Below are 19,823 nucleotides of genomic sequence, written 5' to 3' on the forward strand. Positions count from 1 at the left end.
ATGAAAAGAATTTGTAGTGTATTTAAAAGCTCCAAGAAAGATGAGATGTATCTTTATGTGGATAAGATGGAAGCGATGAAGCGGGTGCCTGAGCCGTTGCTGAAGATGTTTGGCGCGCCTGTCCATGTGTTCGACATGTTGCTTACACCAGAGAAAGAGCTGGCGCGGATTGAGGCAGCGCAGGTGTTGGATGATATTCGCGATAAGGGTTTCTTCCTGCAGATGCCACCGGCAAAAGATGATTACATGCTGGATCTGCATCAGGATCGCCCTGAGACCGGAGTTCGCTAGTGGCGCATGAGGTTTTCTGGCGTTCTAAAACGCTGGAACAGATGTCGGCTCCGGAATGGGAGTCGCTCTGTGATGGTTGCGCGCTGTGTTGTTTGCATAAGATTGAAGATGAAGATACCAATGAGGTGTTTTACACCAGTGTGGTGTGTCATCTGCTGGATTTTGAAACCCTCTACTGTACTAAGTATGAAGAGCGTTGCTCGCTAGTGCCTGAGTGTGTCAAGTTACGGCCTGAAGATGTAAAAGAGTTTCACTGGTTGCCGCCGAGCTGCGCCTACCGGTTGATTCATGAAGGTAAGGATCTGCCTGAATGGCATCCGTTAATCAGTGGGCGTCGCGAGTCGGTCAAGGAGGCGGGCGCTTCAGTATTGGATTGGTACGAAGTGACCGATGATCAGATCGACGATGAAGATTACGTCGACTATGTAATTGAATAAATAAATGAAAAAAAACCGTCTGAAGACGGTTTTTTTGTCTCTGTAGTATCTGCTGTCCGGCTCTTAGCTTTTGTCGTTTTCCTGAGCGAACTCAATAAAGCGTGGCGCAGAAGTCTGGACGAAGACTTTAACCATCTGTAATACCATATCGCGATTAATTCCGGCATTCGCCAGCAGATCTGTTTCCAGCGCTATATCGTTATCGTCGTCCAGATAGGCCCGGGACAATCGGGTGGTACGGTTCCATTCATTCATGTCTTTATAGTTCAGCTCTAATCCGCTAGAGCCGAAATAGACATGCATGTCGCCATCTTCATGAAGATAAATTACGTAGATCTGGCCGTCGGCTTTAAAACGGATTTTACCTTCTTCAATGATCTTAACTGAGCCATAGCCTTCGTCTTTCAGCATCTGTTTGACATCGTTGTCGTTGTAGCTTTCTACCAGTCCTTGAGAGGCGCTTTGCAAGGTGGCAATAGCTTCATTAATCTCTTGTTGAGATGCTGCGTGAAGCGGGCTTGAGGCTATAACAAAGAGAATTGCAGAACTGACTATAACGCTGAATCGGGTCATACTTTATATCCTTATTCGGTAGAGGATCGGCAGGTGTTTTGGTATTGCTGAGGCTAAGAGTTGCTCAGTTAGGAGGGGATTTCAAGTAATTAATTTACTTGTTTGGTGGCATCAGTGCTGATTTTTTTAAGGATAAAAAAAGGAGCGCGATGCGCTCCTTGTTTATTTAGCGGTAAGAATATTACTTCTTAGATGCCATCTGAGCTTTAATCAGATCACCGATAGTGGTGGGGCCAGCAGTTTCTACTGGTTTCTCACTTACAGCCTTCATAGCCGCTTTCTCATCTGCCTGGTCTTTAGCCTTGATAGACAGAGTGATTGAACGGTTACGACGATCCAGATTAACGATCTTCGCTTCAACTTCTTCGCCTGCTTTCAGGACGGTAGAAGCATCTTCGATACGATCGATGCTGATGTCGGACGCTTTCAGGTAACCTTCGATGCCGTCAGCCAGCTCTATGTTAGCGCCTTTAGCGTCTACAGACTTAACGATACCCTTAACGATAGTGTTCTTATCGTTAGCAGCAGCGTACTCAGAGAAAGGATCGCTTTCCAACTGCTTGATGCCCAGAGAGATGCGCTCTTTCTCTGCATCGATAGACAGGATAACCGCTTCAACTTCATCTGCTTTATTGTAAGCGCGCAGAGCGGTTTCGCTGTCAGCTTCCCAGGAGATGTCAGACATGTGAACCAGGCCGTCCAGATCATTTTCCAGACCGACAAAGATGCCGAAATCGGTAATGGTCTTGATAGAACCGGTAACTTTATCGCCAGCAGCATACTGCGCAGCAAATTCAGTCCAAGGGTTGCCAGTGCACTGCTTGATACCCAGGGAGATACGACGACGCTCTTCGTCGACATCCAGAATCATAACTTCAACAGCGTCACCTACCTGTACAACCTTAGATGGGTGGACGTTTTTGTTAGTCCAGGACATTTCAGAAACGTGTACCAGGCCTTCAACGCCGTCTTCGATAGACGCGAAGCAGCCGTAGTCAGTCAGGTTAGTAACGCGTGCTTCAATCTTAGTGCCAGCTGGGTAGCGAGCCTTGATTGATGCCCATGGATCTTCGCTCAGTTGCTTAAGACCCAGAGACAGGCGATTGCTTTCTTTGTCGAACTTGATGATCTTAACGGTGATTTCATCACCTGGAGTCAGCATATCACTAGGGTGGGAAATACGCTTCCACGCCATATCAGTGATGTGCAGCAGACCGTCAACACCGCCCAGATCTACGAATGCACCGTAGTTGGTCAGGTTCTTAACGTAACCTTTAACGTCCTGACCTTCTTCCAGAGTAGTCAGCAGTTCATCACGCTGAGCGCTGTTAGCTTCCTGCAGAACCGCACGGCGGGAAACAACAATGTTGTTACGCTTAGGATCCAGTTTGATCAGTTTGAATTCCAGTTCCTTGCCTTCCAGGTGGTCTACGTCACGTACCGGACGAACGTCAACCAGGGAGCCCGGCAGGAAACCTTGGATGTTATTAACGTTAACGGTGAAACCACCCTTAACCTTGCCGCTGATGAAGCCTGTAACAGTTTCTTCAGCGTCAAATGCACTCTGTAGTACTTCCCAAGCTTCAGAGCGCTTAGCTTTTTCACGAGACAGACGAGTCTCACCGCTACCGTCTTCTACACTTTCCAGGGCAACCTTAACCATGTCACCAACTTGAATTTCAAGTTCGTTTGCATCGTTCAGGAACTGGTTGCGAGCGATAACAGCTTCAGATTTCAGGCCAGCATTGACAGTCACCCAGTCGCTATCGATATCAATTACTTCACCCATAACCAGGGTGCCAGGAGTCATATCGATATGTTGCAGGGATTCTTCAAATAATTCAGCAAAGCTTTCGGTCATGTGTGTTCCTATCGGACAAACCCAGGGAAATTGCGGGTAGGCCGTGGTTAGTCCTGTATTGTCAGCCGTATACAGGGTCAGTTTTATGATCTCCCAGCGGTTATGTCAGGCTGACATAAAAAATAACCGGCGTAAGGAGAAGAGCGCGGCATTATACAGATTTTTGCTTCGTGTAGAAATATATAGCGGCCCTCCTGGCCTGCAACGCCATGCTGGTGTCGTCGCCAGGAGGTGGGGGGTTATCGGATAAGGTAGTCCATACGCTTGGCAAAGAGAGTCTGGCAGGGGTTCACTATAGCCTTGAGGTCGCTCTTTAAACGGTTGCTCATCAGCTCTGTTTTATCAGTCTTGAAATACTCGACCAGCAGCGCTTCTTCACGGCTGTTGTTGGCAGCCACATCGATACCATCACCAATGCAGTATGCATAAGGTGGCAAGTGATCGTTGACGATTACATCTATTTGTTCAGGCTCGAGTACCAGCTTGTGCATTGTCAGGAAGCGACGATACTCTTTAGCTGAGGCTGCTGCCATACCTGTGAGCTGGCGACGGGTGAAGCGCTTTGATTCATCCAGCGTTGCCAGTAGTTGTTTGCTGCGAGTGTGTACGGTCGAAACCTCTTCGTTGAAGGTATGCGGTGCGTAACGCTCGTTAGTGCGTTTGTAGCTTTCAAGTTCGGCAACCTGAGATTTCAGGTCCATGATCTCCTGGCGCATCATTATGGCTTCTTCGAGTAGCTGAACCCGTTCGTCTTTAAGGGTTGCTATGACCCGTTGCGTGGGCGTCAGCTTTTCGCGGCTAATTGAAGGTGCCAGTTTGACGCTGGCCGGATCATTAGGGTCTATGGTGTCGGTGGCAGGCATGACCAGAGCCCCGAAGCCCTCGACTTTTTCAACATTTTCAGCATGCTGTGCTGATAGGCCGGAATAGATAAAATAGCCTGCTACGGCGATTAAAATTACCAGAACAGGGCCGCCGATAAGAAGGCCCAGCTTCAGTTTGCTGATCTGCATAAGATTCCTGTCTTAGTCGATGCTGTGTAAAAAAGGCTAGTTTTTGATGGCGATGTATTTACCGGTCAGCTCGATCAGATCGAGCAGTACCCTGCCTGTTTCGGTCAGAATAGCTTCGGCTTCAGGGTTGATAGTGCGGCCCTGTGAGTCTTTTTCGAGTTCATCTTCCAGGTCAGATAGTGCTTTAATTGGCGGCAGCTGCTTTGCTGCTCTGCGGGTGTTCTCGGTATTCAGTTGCCACTGTTCGGCGGCATCCCGTTCGGTTTGAAGTTTGATCTCATTAAGGCTGATCTGATTATCGCTTTTAATGTTATCAATTCGCTGCCGTTGCGCCTTGATATATAAAAAGTCAGGATCATGCTGGCTGCGTAAGTCATTGCGGGTAGCCAGTTCCGGCAGAAGAGTCTCGAAGCTGAGGTAGCGTTTATGGGGGATCTCGTGGACCTGGTCCCAGGCCAGTGCACCATCCAGCGCGCTCTCACCAATCTCTTCCTTATCGTATAGCGAAGGCAGGGTTACGTCTGGAACGACGCCTTTGTGTTGTGTGCTGTCGCCTGATATGCGATAAAACTTGGCGTGGGTCAGCTTCAGCTGGCCGTGACCTAGTGGTGAGAGAGTTTGCACGGTGCCTTTGCCGAAGGTCTGGCCACCGATGATGATGCCACGTTGGTAATCCTGGATCGCACCGGCAAAGATTTCAGAGGCGGATGCGCTGAGTCGATTCACCAGTACCGCCATCGGACCGTCATAAGCAATTTTGGGATCGGAATCCCCCATTATATTGACCCGGCCTTCAGGATCGCGAATCTGTACGGTGGGACCCCGGCTGATGAATAGCCCGATCAGTTCGTTGGCCTCACGCAGTGAGCCGCCGCCATTATCCCGCAGGTCGATGATCAGACCGTTGATCTCTTGTTCCTGGAGTTCTGTAATCAGTTGTTCTACATCTCTGGTGGTGCTTTTGTAATTGCTGTCGCCACGTTGCAGGGCGGCAAAATCGATATAAAAAGCAGGAATGCTGATGACGCCCAGTTTGAAATTCTCTTCGTTGTGTTGCAGTTCAATTATTTTGCTCTGCGCTGCCTGCTCTTCCAGTTTTACTCTGTTGCGGCGAATCTGGATCGTTTTATGAACGCCATCTTCAGCGTCTGCAGGAATAATTTCGAGTCGCACGATGGTACCTTTAGGTCCCCGAATAAGGGCGACAACTTCGTCAAGGCGCCAGCCAACTACATCCTGAATTTCACCATCTACACCTTGTCCTACGCCAACGATAAGATCGGCGGGTTTTAGTTGACCTGCCTTATCAGCGGGGCCAGCAGGTACCAGACGGACTATTTTAGTGTTCTCGTTTTCGCTTTGTAATACTGCGCCAATGCCCTCAAGGGAAAGGCTCATATTGATATTAAAATTTTCTGAACGGCGCGGTGAAAAATATTGTGTATGTGGGTCGAATTGCTGTGTTATCGCGTTAGCGTAACTCTGAAATACATCTTCGTCATTAGTTTGTCTGGCGCGGGATAGCTGGTTCTGATAGCGCTTGAGTAAAACGTCGGTAGCATCATCGATATCTTTATCGGCCAGTTTGAGGCTTAGTAGGGCGCTCTTCAGTCGTTTGCGCCAGAAATCGTTCATTTGCAGTTCTGTGATAGCCCATGGGATCTCGCTGCGATCGGGTTTTAGTGATTCTTCCAGGTTGAAGTCGATGCGGTAGTTGCTGTCCTGAAGGTTGGCAATCAGGGTTTCCAGGCGCCCGATGGTGCGTTGCTGGTAGATATTAAAAATCTGGTATGCAGCGCTCAGGTCGCCGCTTTTAATATCATCATCCAGCGTATTACGGAACTGTTCGAAAGATTCAATATCAGACGCATAGAAATAAGCCCGGGAAGGATCCAGCGCTTTGATGTACTGATCGAGAATTTTGCCGGACAGTTCATCATTCAGTACGATGTCGTTATAGTGGTCCTGATTCAGCGAACTGACGATCTCCTGAAGAGTCTGGGTGTGAATTTTTTCTGGTTTCAGGGATTGTGTGCTGGCGTTTAACGTCAGACTGAAAAGTAAGCTGCAGATCAGTGTGCTAAGGCAAAACGGTGTATTTACTCTCGGGATGTTCAATCTGACTGTTCCTATATTGCTACATCTATGAGTCTGTGACATTTAAAACGGTAATCGGGTTCCGAAAACTGCAATATTACTGAGTGTAGTCCTGTCGTCAGCTGATGTAAAATCAATGGTTTAGTCGCCTGAATAAAGTTTAATATAGTGTCTGGAATGGTATTTGGAATAGGTAGGGGTAGAGTCTTGAAAGTGTTTTCAGTGGTTGTGTTACTGTCGTTGCTTGCCTCCGTCCTTAGTGGTTGTGGTGAAAGTGAGGAACAGAAGCGTTTTCGTCAGGAGTTGATTGAGAAGGCGTTGAATGATGATGTTAAAAAAGAAGGTGAGGCGTTTTTAACTGAGAATCGTGGCCGCTCTGAAGTAGTGGTTACAGATTCAGGGCTGCAATATGAGGTGCTGCAGCAAGGAGACGGTGAGCGACCCACTATACTTGATTCCGTGCGTGTCGATTATACCGGTTGGCGGATAGGTGGTGAGCAATTTGAGAGCTCTGCAGAGTTTTCCGAAAAGCCTGTTTTTCCGCTTAAGGGAGTGATTAAGGGCTGGCGGCAGGCGTTATTGCAGATGCAGTCCGGCTCACGTTGGAAAGTATATCTGCCCTCTGAGCTTGCCTATGGGGCGACCAGCCCGAATGAGATGATTCCAGCCAATTCGGCTTTAATGTTTGAGATAGAGTTGATAGAGGTTTTGCCTCAGCAGGGGACTGAATAGTATGCATAAGAATGAATTTAATAGTCGGTTGTTTCAGTTTCTTGAGGCCGCTCCTTCGCCGTTTCATGCTGTTTATGAGATGCGAACCCGATTGCAGGAAGCGGGATACGTCGAGCTGGAAGAGTCACAGTCCTGGTCGGTGAAGGAGGGGGGACGTTACTTTATCGTACGTAATGAATCCTCAATTATTGCCTGGCACATGCCTGCTTCCGGTTCACTGGTTGAGTCGGGGATGCGGATGGTAGGGGCGCATACCGACAGTCCCTGCCTGAAGGTTAAGCCGATCCCTGAAACCTTGCGTCAGGGTTGTGTGCGGCTTGGTGTTGAAGTCTATGGTGGGGCGTTGCTTAACCCATGGTTTGATCGGGACCTGTCTTTGGCGGGCCGGGTAAGCTTCCTGGCAACTGACGGTAAAATCAGAAGTGAGCGAATTAATTTTGTAAAGCCGATCGCTGTTATTCCAAGTCTGGCAATTCATCTGGATCGTGAGGCGAATAAGAGCCGTAGTATTAATGCTCAAACTGATCTGCCGCCGATTATTGCTCAGCTTCATGGTGAAGGTAAGTTAGATCTGCGGGAGGTGTTAAAAACTCAGCTCGAAAAGCAGGATGTAGATGGTATTGATCAAATACTGGATTACGAGCTTTGTTTTTATGATGTTCAGTCGCCATCTTATGTAGGTCTTGGCGATGAATTTTTTGCCTCTGCCCGGTTGGATAATCTGCTCAGTTGCTTTATTGGCTTACAGGCATTGATCGATTCCGATACTGAGCAGGGTGCGCTACTGGTTTGTAATGATCATGAAGAAGTTGGCAGCATGAGTGCTGCGGGCGCGCAGGGACCGATGTTGAAGCAGTTGCTTGAACGGTTGTTGCCAGAACCGCAGAATCGTAACCGGATGATTGCAAATTCGATGATGGTCTCAGCTGATAATGCTCATGCAGTGCATCCCAATTTTTCTGATAAGCACGATGGGAATCATGGACCGCGAATGAACCAGGGGGCGGTGATTAAGGTTAATGCTAATCAGCGTTATGCCTCTAATAGTGAAACGACATCTCTGTTCCGTCATCTGGCTGAGCAGGAAGGTGTGCCGCTGCAGACCTTCGTAGTGCGTAGCGATATGGGTTGTGGCAGTACAATAGGTCCGATCACCGCAGCTGAAATTGGCGTTAAGACAATTGATATCGGTGTGCCGCAATTGGCGATGCACTCTATCCGAGAGCTTGCCGGTAGTGATGATGCGGTTAACCTTAGCGGAGTGTTGAGGCGCTTCTATCAGGAAGCCTCTGTCTGATAGCTTAAGCCTGAAAGCTAAGCCGCCTTAGGGCGGCTTTTCTATATCTGCCGATAAGAAAAATCCGGGGTAGCTGCATATAGGGTGAAGCAGACGAAGGTGTACCCCGGTAAATAACGAAATTACTTCGTTACGGTTCAGCGAAGGGGAGGTGCTGAAAAACAGGTGTTGTCAGCACGAAATAACGGCAGACAGAATATAAACATTCAGGTATCTGAATGGATCTTTGAAAACTAACTAAAAGATACTTACTAAGAAAACTCAGAGAAGTGGTCGGGGCAGCAGGATTCGAACCTACGACCCTCTGCTCCCAAAGCAGATGCGCTACCAGGCTGCGCTATGCCCCGACTGGGGGGGTGTATCATATAGTTGATACGGTAAAGCTGGGTGTAACTAAAAGATGGTCGGGGCAGCAGGATTTGAACCTACGACCAATAGATTAACAGTCTATGGGCTACCGCCCTGAGTCCCTCCGGTACTGCTCTTGTTTGTTAGGGTTATGGATTTAAGTGGTACAGGTGAGGTTTGTATCGACCATATACCGAGCCTTTTTGATCGGTGGGAAGTTCGGCAAAGGTCAGTGTCAGTATGTAAGAAAAAAAGCCGGGGCTTCTGTATATAGGATTAAGCAAGCAGTGGCAGTTACCCCGCTCAACCATGAAACAGGGGATAAGTTTCGACTTAGTTATAAACCAGTTCACCTAGTCTAAAGAATAGAGGGTTACTTAGGTAGCATTTTCCAAATTAAGGATTTTAAGCTGGTTTTTTTCTTTTTTCTCAGTATGTTATGCCGCTCAATATTCTTAATGGGATGATAGATGAACCCAGTGTTAATGAGTTCTTCTTTCCAGGTCCTACGCCATACAACGGTAATTAACTCCAGTGGGGTGCTGTACTTTAATTTATAGCTTTTCGCTATCGTTGGGAAAAGAGCTTCCAGGAAAAACAGGGTCTTATTGTCGCTGGCGTATTTTTCAATATGAGTGAGTAGCGATTGAGATAATCTGGTAGCGCATACCATAGACTTAAAATAAGGCGGTTCAAGATTAATGTCAGTCACTTTCCAGTGGGGCCATGATCGACACTCACTTCTTCTGTTGCAGTCAGCTGCAAGAATGTCGCTATCGGGATAGTTTTTATCGATATTCTGTATGGTTTTTTCAGAGTTAAAGAAAACATCATCTTCGATAAACCAAACGTAAGGATATTTTCTTTCGTGTGTGGAAAAGTAGTAAAGAGCCTTTTCCCAGCCTGTTACGTTCTTTTTCATTAAGTAGTTAACATTTATAAAACCACTTTCTTCGCATTCTTCATTGTTAATCTGTATGAATTTGATGTTGGGGTAGGTGTTGCTATAGGTTTCTGAGTAATTCTCGCAGTTATCATCAATCACTACATAGATGTCATACTTTTTGAAGCTGTTCAGGAAATCAAGCCAGATAGTATTAGGCTTGAATGTGATAAGACAAATGCATCTTCTTTTCATGGTAGGTGAGTTCATGTTGTATGAGTTTATACAAAAAGTAAGGGGTTGCCTGTCTGTGTATAAATGTTTGTTTTTCTTGTAAAAAACTGTGTATGGTGGTTAGCCTAACGTCATTTTCTGATGAATGCTAATTAAGTTTATAACTCTTGTCCGGATACCTCTGATCACTATGATGAAAAACACTATAAGGAAAAAAATCCTTGTGACCGGTGGGGCCGGCTTTCTGGGATCTCATTTGTGCGATAGGCTACTGTCTGATGGTCATGATGTTCTATGTGTAGATAACTTATATACCGGAACGAAGGATAATATAAAACATCTCATTGCCAACCCATTCTTTGAGCTGATGCGCCACGATGTAACTATGCCTCTCTATGTTGAGGTAGATGAGATTTACAACCTGGCTTGTCCTGCTTCTCCCATTCACTATCAGCATGATCCGGTGCAGACGACTAAGACCTGTGTTCATGGCTCGATTAACATGCTGGGGTTAGCTAAACGGCTGAACGCGCGCATACTTCAGGCATCCACGAGTGAAGTGTATGGTGATCCCAGAATTCACCCGCAGACAGAGGATTACTGGGGGCATGTGAACCCCATTGGCTCCCGCTCCTGCTATGATGAGGGTAAGCGTTGTGCTGAAACGCTTTTTTTTGATTATTACCGACAGCATAATCTGGACATCAAAGTTGCCCGGATCTTCAATACCTACGGCACTCGTATGCATCCTAATGATGGACGGGTGGTATCAAACTTCATTGTTCAGGCACTCAAAAATCAATCGATTACCGTCTATGGCTCGGGTGAGCAGACAAGGTCGTTCTGTTATGTTGATGATCTGATCGAGGCGCTTGTGAGAATGATGGGCACCGGTAACAGTTTTACTGGGCCGGTTAATCTTGGAAATCCCGTAGAATTTACCATTCTGGAGCTTGCCGAGAAGGTAATAGAGATGACGGGATCAAGCTCCAAAATAAATTTTGAGTCCTTGCCCCAGGATGATCCGATACAGCGCCAGCCTGATATTTCACTAGCACGAGAGAGACTTGGTTGGGAACCATCTATTTCGTTGGAGCAGGGGCTGAAGAAAACTATTACCTACTTTGAACAGTTGCTGTTTTAAGAAGGCAACCAGAATAGCTAAGGCATGTGCGGATAAATATATCATTTTGGCTGGGTGTGACCTATTCAGATAACCTGAAGGAACGCCAAAGGAGCTTGATTGCAAGCTCTCTGACTCAGGCAGTTCTTAACTGACTATTCGTGTAGGCGGGAGAGAAAAATCCGGGGTAGCTGCATATAGGGTAAAGCAGACGAAGGTGTACCCCGGTGAATAACGAAATTACTTCGTTACGGTTCAGCGAAGGGGAGGTGCTGAAAAACAGGTGTTGTCAGCACGAAATAACGGCAGACAGAATATAAACATTCAGGTATCTGAATGGATCTTTGAAAACTAACTAAAAGATACTTACTAAGAAAACTCAGAGAAGTGGTCGGGGCAGCAGGATTCGAACCTACGACCCTCTGCTCCCAAAGCAGATGCGCTACCAGGCTGCGCTATGCCCCGACTGGGGGGTGTATCAATAGTTGATACGGTAAAGCTGGGTGTAACTAAAAGATGGTCGGGGCAGCAGGATTTGAACCTACGACCCTCTGCTCCCAAAGCAGATGCGCTACCAGGCTGCGCTATGCCCCGACTGGGGGTTGTATCAATAGTTGATACGGTAAAACTGGGTGTAACTAAAAGATGGTCGGGGCAGCAGGATTCGAACCTACGACCCTCTGCTCCCAAAGCAGATGCGCTACCAGGCTGCGCTATGCCCCGACGGGCGAACATTATTTATACACTATATGTTCATCAGTGTCTCAGAGTACCACGTGTTGGTAAGTGGTCGGGGCAGCAGGATTCGAACCTACGACCCTCTGCTCCCAAAGCAGATGCGCTACCAGGCTGCGCTATGCCCCGTTCTGAGTGGATGGCTCCTCGAGCTGGACTCGAACCAGCGACCAATAGATTAACAGTCTACTGCTCTACCAACTGAGCTATCGAGGAATTTCATCCGTTTCTCAGTAAAAAGTTGGCTCCTCGAGCTGGACTCGAACCAGCGACCAATAGATTAACAGTCTACTGCTCTACCAACTGAGCTATCGAGGAACTTCATAACTGAGGCGCCGTATATTAATGATCAGTCCGGGGAGCGTCAAGCACTAAATAGAAAACTTTATGCTGATTATTTAAGTGCTTAAATGATGTTGAGTGAAAGCTCCGCAAGCTTTGTTTAAATGGTGAGCGATTGACTGACGATGTAACTATAAATACATAACGGCGTATCGCTTAAACGCGTATTTCGGTATAACAGTGGTTCTGTTTATATATCAGCTTCACCTTAGCTCAATGTCAGAATTTTAAGGATCAGCCCTATGACCATGATTCCCGGTAAAGACGCTCCTCTGGAAGACTCCATTGCTCGGATGACGACGCGTTTGCTGTCGTTGGGGTTTGAGATAGAGGAGGCGCAGTGGCTGAATCCTATACCGAATGTCTGGTCGGTGCATGTCCGGGATAAGAATTGCCCGATGCTGTTTACCAATGGTAAAGGAGCGACCCGTGATGCCGCACTTGCCAGTGCACTGGGTGAATTCTTTAAGCGGTTAAGCTGTAATTACTTTTTCGCCGATTATTTTTTTGGTCAGCAGGTCGCTGATGCTGAATTTGTACATTATCCGGACGAAAAGTGGTTTCCAATCGATGGCGAACAGCTACCTGATGGTTTGCTGGATGAGCCTACCCTGATGCACTACAACATGAGCGGTGAGCTGACTGCTCCAATGCTGGTTGATACTAACTCCGGTAACAGTGAGCGTGGTATCTGTGCTTTACCATTCGAGCGCCAGCGTAACGGCGATAAAGTATGGATGCCGGTCAATATTCTCGGCAACTTGTATGTCAGTAATGGTATGGCTGCCGGTAACAATAAGTATGAAGCCAGAGTTCAGGCTTTGTCCGGGATATTTGAGCGGCATATTAAAAATACTATTATCTCTTCGGGCATCAGCCTGCCAGAGATTCCACAGTCGGTGCTGGATCGTTATTCGACTGCTGTTGAATCTATCGAGGCGTTACGCAGCCATGGTTTTGTGGTGCTGGTGCGTGATGCTTCCCTCGGTGGTAAGTTTCCCCTGGTCAACGTCACGCTGATTAATCCGGCTGATGGCGGTTGCTTCGCTTCCTTCGGTGCACACCCTAAGTTTGAAGTTGCTCTTGAACGAACCATTACTGAATTGTTGCAGGGCCGTGCCCTTAGCAACCTGGTTGAGTTTCCTGTGCCGAGCTTTGATATAACCGAAGTTGCTGACCAGCATAACCTGGAAACTCATTTCATCGATTCCAGTGGCTCAGTCGCCTGGGATATGTTCTCCGAAGAAACCGACTATGAGTTTGCTGAGTGGAATATAGAGGGTGATAGCCATGCTGAGTTTGAGCATCTTTGTTATCTGATCCATAAAGTGGATATGGATATCTATATCACTGACTATGAACACTTAGGTGTTTATGCCTGCCGTATCGTAGTGCCGGGCATGTCCGAAATCTATCCGGTTGATGACCTGGTGTGGAGTAATAACAACGCTGGTGTTGGTTTACGCGAGCAAGTGCTGCGATTGCCTGAGCTTAATTCCGAGCAATCCGAAGAGTTGTTGAATCAAATTGAAGATGAAGGATATGACGATCAGCAACCGGTCGCCGATCTGATCGGAATTGTGCCTGATGAGGGGACCGCCTGGAGCACGCTGCGTATTGGCGAGCTGAAATGTTTGCTAAGCCTGAAACTTAACCAACTGGAACAAGCACTTGGCTGGTGTGACTGGGTGCAACGCTTTGGCCATCTGAATGATGACCGGACGGTGTTGTACCGGTGTCTGTATCAGTGTTTGATGTTTACCCTGGATGAAGAGCGTGATATCGCCCATTACCGTAAGCTGCTGGTGCAGATTTATGGTCATACCCGGGTTGATGAGGTGTTGGATATGATCGCTGGTAACGCCGTATTCAGTGGCCTGGTGGGTAGTGCGCTGGCTCTGGAAGCGTTTGCTAGTCACCAGAATATGATGGCCGCTTATGCCCGTCTGCAGCAGGCTAAAAAAGGCTCCTGATCGTTTTTTAACTGCAGCTATAGTCTGCTGAATTGTAAGGGATTAATTTTTGGTCCTCAGAATGGTTAAAAGCGCTCCTTTGTGAGCGCTTTTTTGCTCTTGGTTGGCGTGATTATTTCCGCTATTATCCCTTTCTTATTCCTATTCTGTATTTGTTAATTACGCTGGTCGTCAGCGTATCTGGAGAACGGATTGTCGATGCTTTTTAATAAGCTCCCGGAAGACCTGTTTGTGCCTTTCTCGGGCCTGAATCGTCATATTTATCAGGCGGTACTACTGGACCTGGCAGAACAGTTTTTCGATGAAGATCTGGTTGATCCTTTTGTGCCTAAGGACCTGGTCCGTTCAGCTATTGAAGATACCGTTATTAAGCTGGGAGTCAGGCGCTGGGAACCTGAAGCGGGTGAAACTGATGAGGAGATAAAGGAACTGCCTCGTTCGACCGCCGAATATACAAATCGAATTTACCGTCGCCTTGTCGCCACCGGCTGGCTTGAGGAAGAACAGCGCATATACCGTACCTTTGTGTTACTGACGCCAGCAATCAGTTATCTACTGCGCACGCTGGTAATGATCAATGATCTGGAGAAACGCAGCTATGGCGGTGCGGTACTCAACGTGCTCAGCTCTCTCGAAGCGGCGATTAAAGATCCGGCTGGACGGGGTATTACACTGCAGGAAGCGGCGCAGACTGCGGCTGATTTCAGCGCCCACCTGACCGATATGATGCTGGGACTGCGGGAGTTGAAAATATCCCTGGCGGCGACCAGTAATCCGCAGGAGATTGTACGTAACTTCTTTGATCGGTTTGTTGCTCATATTCTGGTTTCCGATTACAAAACCCTGAAGACCAAAAACAACCCATTCCGCTTCCGTCGCCAGATACTGACGATGCTGCGTGAACTGCAATTTGATCCGCTGAAGCTGGAAAAACTGGCGAAACACTACCAGGAACAGTTTGAAATCAGTTTTGACGATGCTGACGCCATGGTACACCGGCATATCAACCGTATAGTCCGAATTTTTGAGTCGGTGGATCAGCGCCTGGCAACGATCGATGATTTCCGTTATCGCTTAGAGAAGCGAGTTGCTGATACGGTTCGCTACATGGATAAGACGACGCCGGGTATGAGTGCCCGTCTGTCCCGGCTGATCACCGATGTATCAAAACTGGACGCCCGAAAAATACCCAAGCTGAATACCCTGGAAACAGTTTCCTTTATTGCACCAGGCAGTGTTCGCTCGCCGATACGGCGCCGGGTTGAAACTCAGCCGCGGGTTATTCGTCAGCCGGAGATCGATCCACGGGTGCTGGAGATGCGGCAGCTGTTTAAAGAGTATAAGGCGCGGCGTGAAGTTAAGCCGGAGAATATCGAGCTCTATGTCGAACGGCACCTGCTGGGTAAAGCCTCTATCAAGGCTGCAGATTTCACCATCGACTGTATAGAAGATTACATCTGCTTCAGTTATCTGCGCCACATGCGCTCCCTGGGTAAGAAAGGCCGGGGTACCGCGAACAAATATGAGATCAAATTTGAAGACACATATGTCAATGTCGCCGATATGGTTGAGTGTCGCGACTTCAGTATTCAGAGGAAAGTGTAATGCTAGGTGATCTGCAAAAAATCATCGGTCGGAGTGATCAGTACCAGGAGGAAGATTTCGTTCATGCTTCCAATTTACTGCTGGTGCACCAGTTCCTCTATGCAGAACGTTCCGGCCATCGGGACAGCTATTTTCTGGTGGCATCTCATGTCGACTATTTTACTAATCTGTTCGCGGCCATTGGCTGGTCATTGATCTACCAGCCTGACGAAGCTTATCTGGGAATACTGCCAAAAGGTGAAGAGCGCTTTATGCGTCTGAAGCTGGATGAGTCCCTGTTTATGCTTTGCCTGCGTCAGCAATATGAGCAGAAGCTGGAAGCCTTTGAAGTCGAAGGTGGGCGTGCCTATATAACGTCGGACGAACTACTGACGATTTATGAAAACCTGACCGGTAAAGATATACCCAACGAAACCCGCCTTAAAGAGATCCTGGCGCTATTCAGTCGCCACGGCATTATTGAGCGGGGTAAGCCGCACGAGACTGAGCCGAAAAATATTCCGATGACGATCAATCCTACTATCCGTCAGGTGGTGGTGGAAGACTTTATCGGTCAGCTGGAAGCGCTCTGTGAGGAGCGTGAAGAAGATGATCCTGCAGAAGATCCTGCCAGTCATGCAGGTTCCGAAGAAGAGCTGGAAGCCAAGGCTGTTACAACGTTGCAAGTAATGGAAGAATCCTTTGTTGAAGATCAGGTTGTTGAACAGAAGCAATCGTCGGAAGTTGAAGCAATGCCGATTAATGAAGAGGGCACCCAATGAAACAGCTGAATCGAATCGTACTGGTTAACTGGTATGTTCTGGGTGCTGTTGAGGTACCGATTAAAGGAAATGTCGCGATCGTCGGTCCGAACGGTTCCGGTAAGTCATCGTTGCTGGATGCGATCCAGACGGTGTTGATGGGCGGTAATAAGAAGTACCTGAGCTTCAACGCCAGTGCTGGCGACAAGAGTGAGCGAAGCCTGCGTACCTATTGCCTTGGTTTCATGGATGAGATGGGCAAGAAAGAGAATGCCCGTCAGGATTCCATCAGTTACCTTGCGCTGAGCTTTTTTGACACTGAAACCGGGCAGGAAACCTGTGTCGGTCTGGCTATCAGTGCTTCGTTGTCTTCGCCGGAAGAGGAGGTGCTTGGGCGTTTTATCCTGCCGAACTTCTCAGTATCCCTGCAAGACTTCAGCGATAAGAAAGATGGTGGTCGTTTACCTAAAGCCTGGCCGGAAGTGCGCGAGAATCTGCTGAAGCAATGCCCGGAGATGAAGCTCGAGAAGCGGGCGGGCAAGTTTATCCGCGAGTTGGTTACTGAGCTGAGTTATGACGCCCAGATGCCGAACGATGACGATAAGTTTGTTAAAAACTTCCGTAACGCGTTGAAATTTGTACCGATCAACAGCCCGACCCGTTTTATCAGGGAGTTTGTCCTGGATGAGAACATTGTCCACGTCGGCGCGTTCCGTAAATCCCTCGACGAATACCGGGCGATGGAGCAGAAAACCCGCGAGGTTTCCAATCGTATTGGTGAGCTGGAGCAGGTGCAGGAACAGTGCAAAGGCATTCACCGTAATGTTAAAAACTCGGTCGAGTATGAGTGGGTCGTTCATGAGACCCGGTTTGAACATGCTGACCTGAAGAAAGAGGAGGCGGAAGAGCGGCTGGAGAAAAACCAGACCAAAGAGGGGGAACTGCAGGTTGAGCTGGAAGCTAAAAGCGAAGAGCTCAATCAGATTATGCAGAACCTGGCGGATACCCGTGCTGAGCTGAATAATACTGACAGTGCGCACAAAGTGAAGGCGCTTGAAAACTCAATCGATGCCAAGCAGCACGAGCTGAATGTAGTAAAAGAAAAGATTCAGAGCGTGTATACCATGCTCCGCTCCACCGTCAGTTTTGCTAACTATCAGCAGTACCTGCCGGACAGCTTTATTCCTGTGGTCAAAGAATCGGTTGAGTTGTGGCGTTCCGGCGAAGATATGATGGCTGAAGCCTGGCCAATGGCGCCGGTGGATGTGGATAATAATCTTGATAAGCTGAAAAACAGTGTCGATGAAGTACGGCGTGAGATCGCCCGTCGTTTCGAGGCATCGGTTATTCGAATGAACGAATTGCGCACTGAGATACAGAGTCAGAAAAGCGCCGTCGAACAGTTGAAACAGGGGCGCGCTCCGCTGCGGCGTAATACCCGTGAGTTACGCCAGCTCTTGAGTGATTACGGTATCGAATCGACGCCTATCTGTGAGCTGGTTGATATTAATGACGAGAAGTGGCGGATTGCGATTGAGAGTTTCCTGGGCGCACGCCGTGAAGCGCTGATAGTTGATCCGGACCGGGTCAAGGAAGCGATCACATTGTACCGTCGCAAAGGTCGTCATCTGAAAGGCTGCCGTATAGTCAACACCACCAAAAGTCATGAGTGGGTAAACCGCGCTAAGCCGGGTTCTTTGGCGCAGTTTGTTGACTGTCAGGGCGAAGATGCGCTGGGTTATATGAATCGCGCCCTGGGTGGCGTGATGGCGGTTGAAACCGAAAACGAACTGATTCGACAAGAGCGAGCGCTTACTTACGATTGTATGCTGCAGACCGAAGGTACTACTACATCGATTCGGGAAGAGACTCCGATGATGGGTAGCGGAGGTGGTCGGCGAGAGCATCAGTTGCAGCAGCAGGATCGCCATGTTGATCAGATGATGTCTGAATTTACCGCTGTGGGTAAAGAGCATGACGCGCTGGATAATCTGCGCGAAACGCTGGTGCGGATGACCGCGAGCCTGACCGGCGTAACCGAGCGAACTTTTGATCTGGTTAACCAGCGGGAGATGTTACTGACCGAGGTCGCAGGCTATCGTCAGGGAATTACTGATCTGCGCAACCAGGATGATTCCGGTGTTCAGCAGCGGATCGCCGATCTGGTCGAAGCGCAGAAGCAAACCCAGGAAAATCAGAAACGGGTAATGGATAAACTGCAGTCCACCCGGACCAGTCTGATCAAGGATAACGCTTCGCTGGAAGTGTTGGACCAGGAGCTGGAAGAGCACGCCGGGGCGCGTACTAAGTGTCAATCAGGCACCGGCTTTGACGCCCAGTCAGCCCAGGAAAAACGCGATTATATGGATGAGTCCTGTTCCGGTGATCTGGATCGGATTATCTTCGAGTCAGCCAAGAAGGCTCAGTCAGAGCTGGGTCTGATTGAGCGTAAGAAAAATGTGGTGCGTGATGGTGTTGCGCAATACAAAGCGCGTTATCACGGTTCTGGTCTTAGCCATCAGGAGCTGGATAAAGTCAGTCAGGATTCCACCCATGAACAGCTTGAGCGTTTTGTAAACGATACCATTCAATCGCTGCGAGATAGCGAGCTGGCTGAATATACTGAAAAGGCTGAGCGTGCTCGTCTGGAGGCGGAAACTTCTTTCCGTTCAGATTTTGTGGCGCACCTGAAAGATCAGATCGATAAGATTAAAGAGTTGATCCGGGAGCTCAATGCTCACCTTAAAAACCGTCCTTTCCACCGTGAGATGTACAGCTTTGAAATGATGCCTAACCCGGAGCTTAAGGACATCCTTGAGCTGGTAGAGGCCTATACCCGGATGGATCAGGCCAATGTGGGTTCGCTGTTTGATCTGCAGGGCGATGCTGACAGACCGCATCAGGATGCGCTGGCTAAGATTCATGAGGTGTTGAAGGACGAAGGTGAAAGTAGCCTGCTGCAGGATTACCGTAACTTCTATAACTTCGAACTGGTAGTTAAAGATATTAACGGTAATCGTAAGACGACTTTGACGCAGCGTATCAAGACCGGTTCCGGTGGTGAGCACCAAGTGCCGTTCTACGTGGCTATAGCGGCTGCAATGGGCGCGACATACCGGTTACGGGATAGTGCTGACGGGGTTACACTGGGTGGTATGAGCCTGTCAGTGTTCGATGAGGCATTCAACAAGCTGGATGCAGAGAATACAGTGACTTCACTTGGCTTTATGAGTGACCTGGGACTGCAGACTATGATCGCGGCGCCGGATGACAAATACTCGTTGATGGCAACTACGATGGATACCATTATCAACGTTTGCCGTGATGGTCGGGTGGTGGATATCGATGTCGAATTCCCAACCGCTAACGGAAAAGCGCTGCTAAATTCGGACAATCCTTACCTGCGGTCAAAAGAAGATACGGTTGAGGAGTTGGTTGAAGGCGAGGGTGAGTTAGACTTGGAGCCCGCTTGATAGCCATGCCTTTTCTTAACTAAAAAGGCATAATTCAAACGACTTAATCTAAAGCGCCCTGGGTTT

14 protein-coding genes and 7 tRNA genes are annotated in these 19,823 nt (G+C 48.2%); 9 read left to right on the forward strand and 12 right to left on the reverse strand.

The annotated features are described in order from the left end of the window. Entirely contained in the window at nucleotides 1–291 is a 291-nt protein-coding gene (locus tag ACQUQM_RS01180; RefSeq protein ID WP_432472663.1) for a YcgL domain-containing protein, read from the forward strand. After that, the gene (locus tag ACQUQM_RS01185; protein ID WP_432472664.1) at nucleotides 291–728 is read left to right on the forward strand and encodes a YcgN family cysteine cluster protein; all 438 of its coding nucleotides are present in this window, start codon (nucleotides 291–293) and stop codon (nucleotides 726–728) included. Before ACQUQM_RS01180 ends, ACQUQM_RS01185 begins: the two co-directional genes overlap by 1 nt. A 63-nt stretch (nucleotides 729–791) precedes the next feature. On the opposite strand, the gene ACQUQM_RS01190 is transcribed toward ACQUQM_RS01185, so the two are convergent. From ACQUQM_RS01190 to ACQUQM_RS01205, 4 genes are all read right to left on the reverse strand, one after another. Then, the gene (locus ACQUQM_RS01190; protein WP_432472665.1) at nucleotides 792–1,301 is read right to left on the reverse strand and encodes a YbjN domain-containing protein; all 510 of its coding nucleotides are present in this window, start codon (nucleotides 1,299–1,301) and stop codon (nucleotides 792–794) included. 181 nt (nucleotides 1,302–1,482) lie between these two features. Further along, nucleotides 1,483–3,162 (reverse strand): 30S ribosomal protein S1, encoded by a 1,680-nt coding sequence (gene rpsA, locus ACQUQM_RS01195; protein WP_432472666.1) that lies wholly within the window; start codon nucleotides 3,160–3,162, stop codon nucleotides 1,483–1,485. Between the two features lie 239 nt (nucleotides 3,163–3,401). Then, a complete protein-coding gene (locus ACQUQM_RS01200; protein ID WP_432472667.1) occupies nucleotides 3,402–4,175 on the reverse strand; it encodes a hypothetical protein in 774 nt (257 codons plus the stop codon). Nucleotides 4,176–4,211: 36 nt separating this feature from the next. Then, nucleotides 4,212–6,293 (reverse strand): carboxy terminal-processing peptidase, encoded by a 2,082-nt coding sequence (locus ACQUQM_RS01205; protein WP_432472668.1) that lies wholly within the window; start codon nucleotides 6,291–6,293, stop codon nucleotides 4,212–4,214. 192 nt (nucleotides 6,294–6,485) lie between these two features. On the opposite strand from ACQUQM_RS01205, the gene ACQUQM_RS01210 reads away from it, so the two are divergent. Both ACQUQM_RS01210 and ACQUQM_RS01215 read left to right on the forward strand, forming a co-directional pair. Continuing rightward, nucleotides 6,486–7,004: an FKBP-type peptidyl-prolyl cis-trans isomerase gene (locus ACQUQM_RS01210; RefSeq protein ID WP_432474782.1), complete on the forward strand. Its 519-nt coding sequence runs from the start codon at nucleotides 6,486–6,488 to the stop codon at nucleotides 7,002–7,004. Nucleotide 7,005: 1 nt separating this feature from the next. Continuing rightward, nucleotides 7,006–8,301, forward strand: a complete 1,296-nt coding sequence (locus ACQUQM_RS01215; RefSeq protein ID WP_432472669.1) for a M18 family aminopeptidase — start codon at nucleotides 7,006–7,008, stop codon at nucleotides 8,299–8,301. A 270-nt stretch (nucleotides 8,302–8,571) separates the two neighbouring features. On the opposite strand, the gene ACQUQM_RS01220 is transcribed toward ACQUQM_RS01215, so the two are convergent. Together ACQUQM_RS01220 and ACQUQM_RS01225 are read right to left on the reverse strand one after the other, a co-directional pair. Further along, nucleotides 8,572–8,648 (reverse strand) — tRNA-Pro (locus ACQUQM_RS01220). Nucleotides 8,649–9,022: 374 nt separating this feature from the next. Next, nucleotides 9,023–9,694: a hypothetical protein gene (locus ACQUQM_RS01225; protein ID WP_432472670.1), complete on the reverse strand. Its 672-nt coding sequence runs from the start codon at nucleotides 9,692–9,694 to the stop codon at nucleotides 9,023–9,025. 262 nt (nucleotides 9,695–9,956) lie between these two features. Here ACQUQM_RS01225 and ACQUQM_RS01230 point away from each other — a divergent pair, with 262 nt between their 5' ends. Beyond that, nucleotides 9,957–10,910: a UDP-glucuronic acid decarboxylase family protein gene (locus ACQUQM_RS01230; protein ID WP_432472671.1), complete on the forward strand. Its 954-nt coding sequence runs from the start codon at nucleotides 9,957–9,959 to the stop codon at nucleotides 10,908–10,910. Nucleotides 10,911–11,277: 367 nt separating this feature from the next. On the opposite strand, the gene ACQUQM_RS01235 is transcribed toward ACQUQM_RS01230, so the two are convergent. From ACQUQM_RS01235 to ACQUQM_RS01260, 6 genes are all read right to left on the reverse strand, one after another. After that, a tRNA-Pro gene (locus tag ACQUQM_RS01235) sits at nucleotides 11,278–11,354 on the reverse strand. 52 nt (nucleotides 11,355–11,406) lie between these two features. Continuing rightward, nucleotides 11,407–11,483: transfer RNA gene (locus ACQUQM_RS01240), tRNA-Pro, on the reverse strand. A gap of 52 nt (nucleotides 11,484–11,535) precedes the next feature. Further along, nucleotides 11,536–11,612, reverse strand: a tRNA-Pro gene (locus ACQUQM_RS01245). Nucleotides 11,613–11,676: 64 nt separating this feature from the next. Further along, nucleotides 11,677–11,753 (reverse strand) — tRNA-Pro (locus ACQUQM_RS01250). Nucleotides 11,754–11,764: 11 nt separating this feature from the next. Beyond that, nucleotides 11,765–11,840, reverse strand: a tRNA-Asn gene (locus ACQUQM_RS01255). A gap of 26 nt (nucleotides 11,841–11,866) precedes the next feature. Next, nucleotides 11,867–11,942 (reverse strand) — tRNA-Asn (locus ACQUQM_RS01260). Between the two features lie 266 nt (nucleotides 11,943–12,208). Here ACQUQM_RS01260 and ycaO point away from each other — a divergent pair. The 4 genes from ycaO (at nucleotide 12,209) to ACQUQM_RS01280 (ending at nucleotide 19,757) form a co-directional block, all read left to right on the forward strand. Further along, entirely contained in the window at nucleotides 12,209–13,939 is a 1,731-nt protein-coding gene (ycaO, locus tag ACQUQM_RS01265; RefSeq protein WP_432472672.1) for a 30S ribosomal protein S12 methylthiotransferase accessory factor YcaO, read from the forward strand. 198 nt (nucleotides 13,940–14,137) lie between these two features. After that, nucleotides 14,138–15,544: a Wadjet anti-phage system protein JetA family protein gene (locus tag ACQUQM_RS01270; RefSeq protein ID WP_432472673.1), complete on the forward strand. Its 1,407-nt coding sequence runs from the start codon at nucleotides 14,138–14,140 to the stop codon at nucleotides 15,542–15,544. Then, a complete protein-coding gene (locus ACQUQM_RS01275; RefSeq protein WP_432472674.1) occupies nucleotides 15,544–16,305 on the forward strand; it encodes a DUF4194 domain-containing protein in 762 nt (253 codons plus the stop codon). Before ACQUQM_RS01270 ends, ACQUQM_RS01275 begins: the two co-directional genes overlap by 1 nt. Continuing rightward, nucleotides 16,302–19,757, forward strand: coding sequence for an SbcC/MukB-like Walker B domain-containing protein (locus tag ACQUQM_RS01280; protein WP_432472675.1), 3,456 nt, complete (start codon nucleotides 16,302–16,304; stop codon nucleotides 19,755–19,757). Before ACQUQM_RS01275 ends, ACQUQM_RS01280 begins: the two co-directional genes overlap by 4 nt. Nucleotides 19,758–19,823: the final 66 nt, after the last annotated feature.

It is taken from the genome of Amphritea sp. HPY (genome assembly GCF_050870985.1).
In the GTDB taxonomy this organism is placed as follows: domain Bacteria; phylum Pseudomonadota; class Gammaproteobacteria; order Pseudomonadales; family Balneatricaceae; genus Amphritea.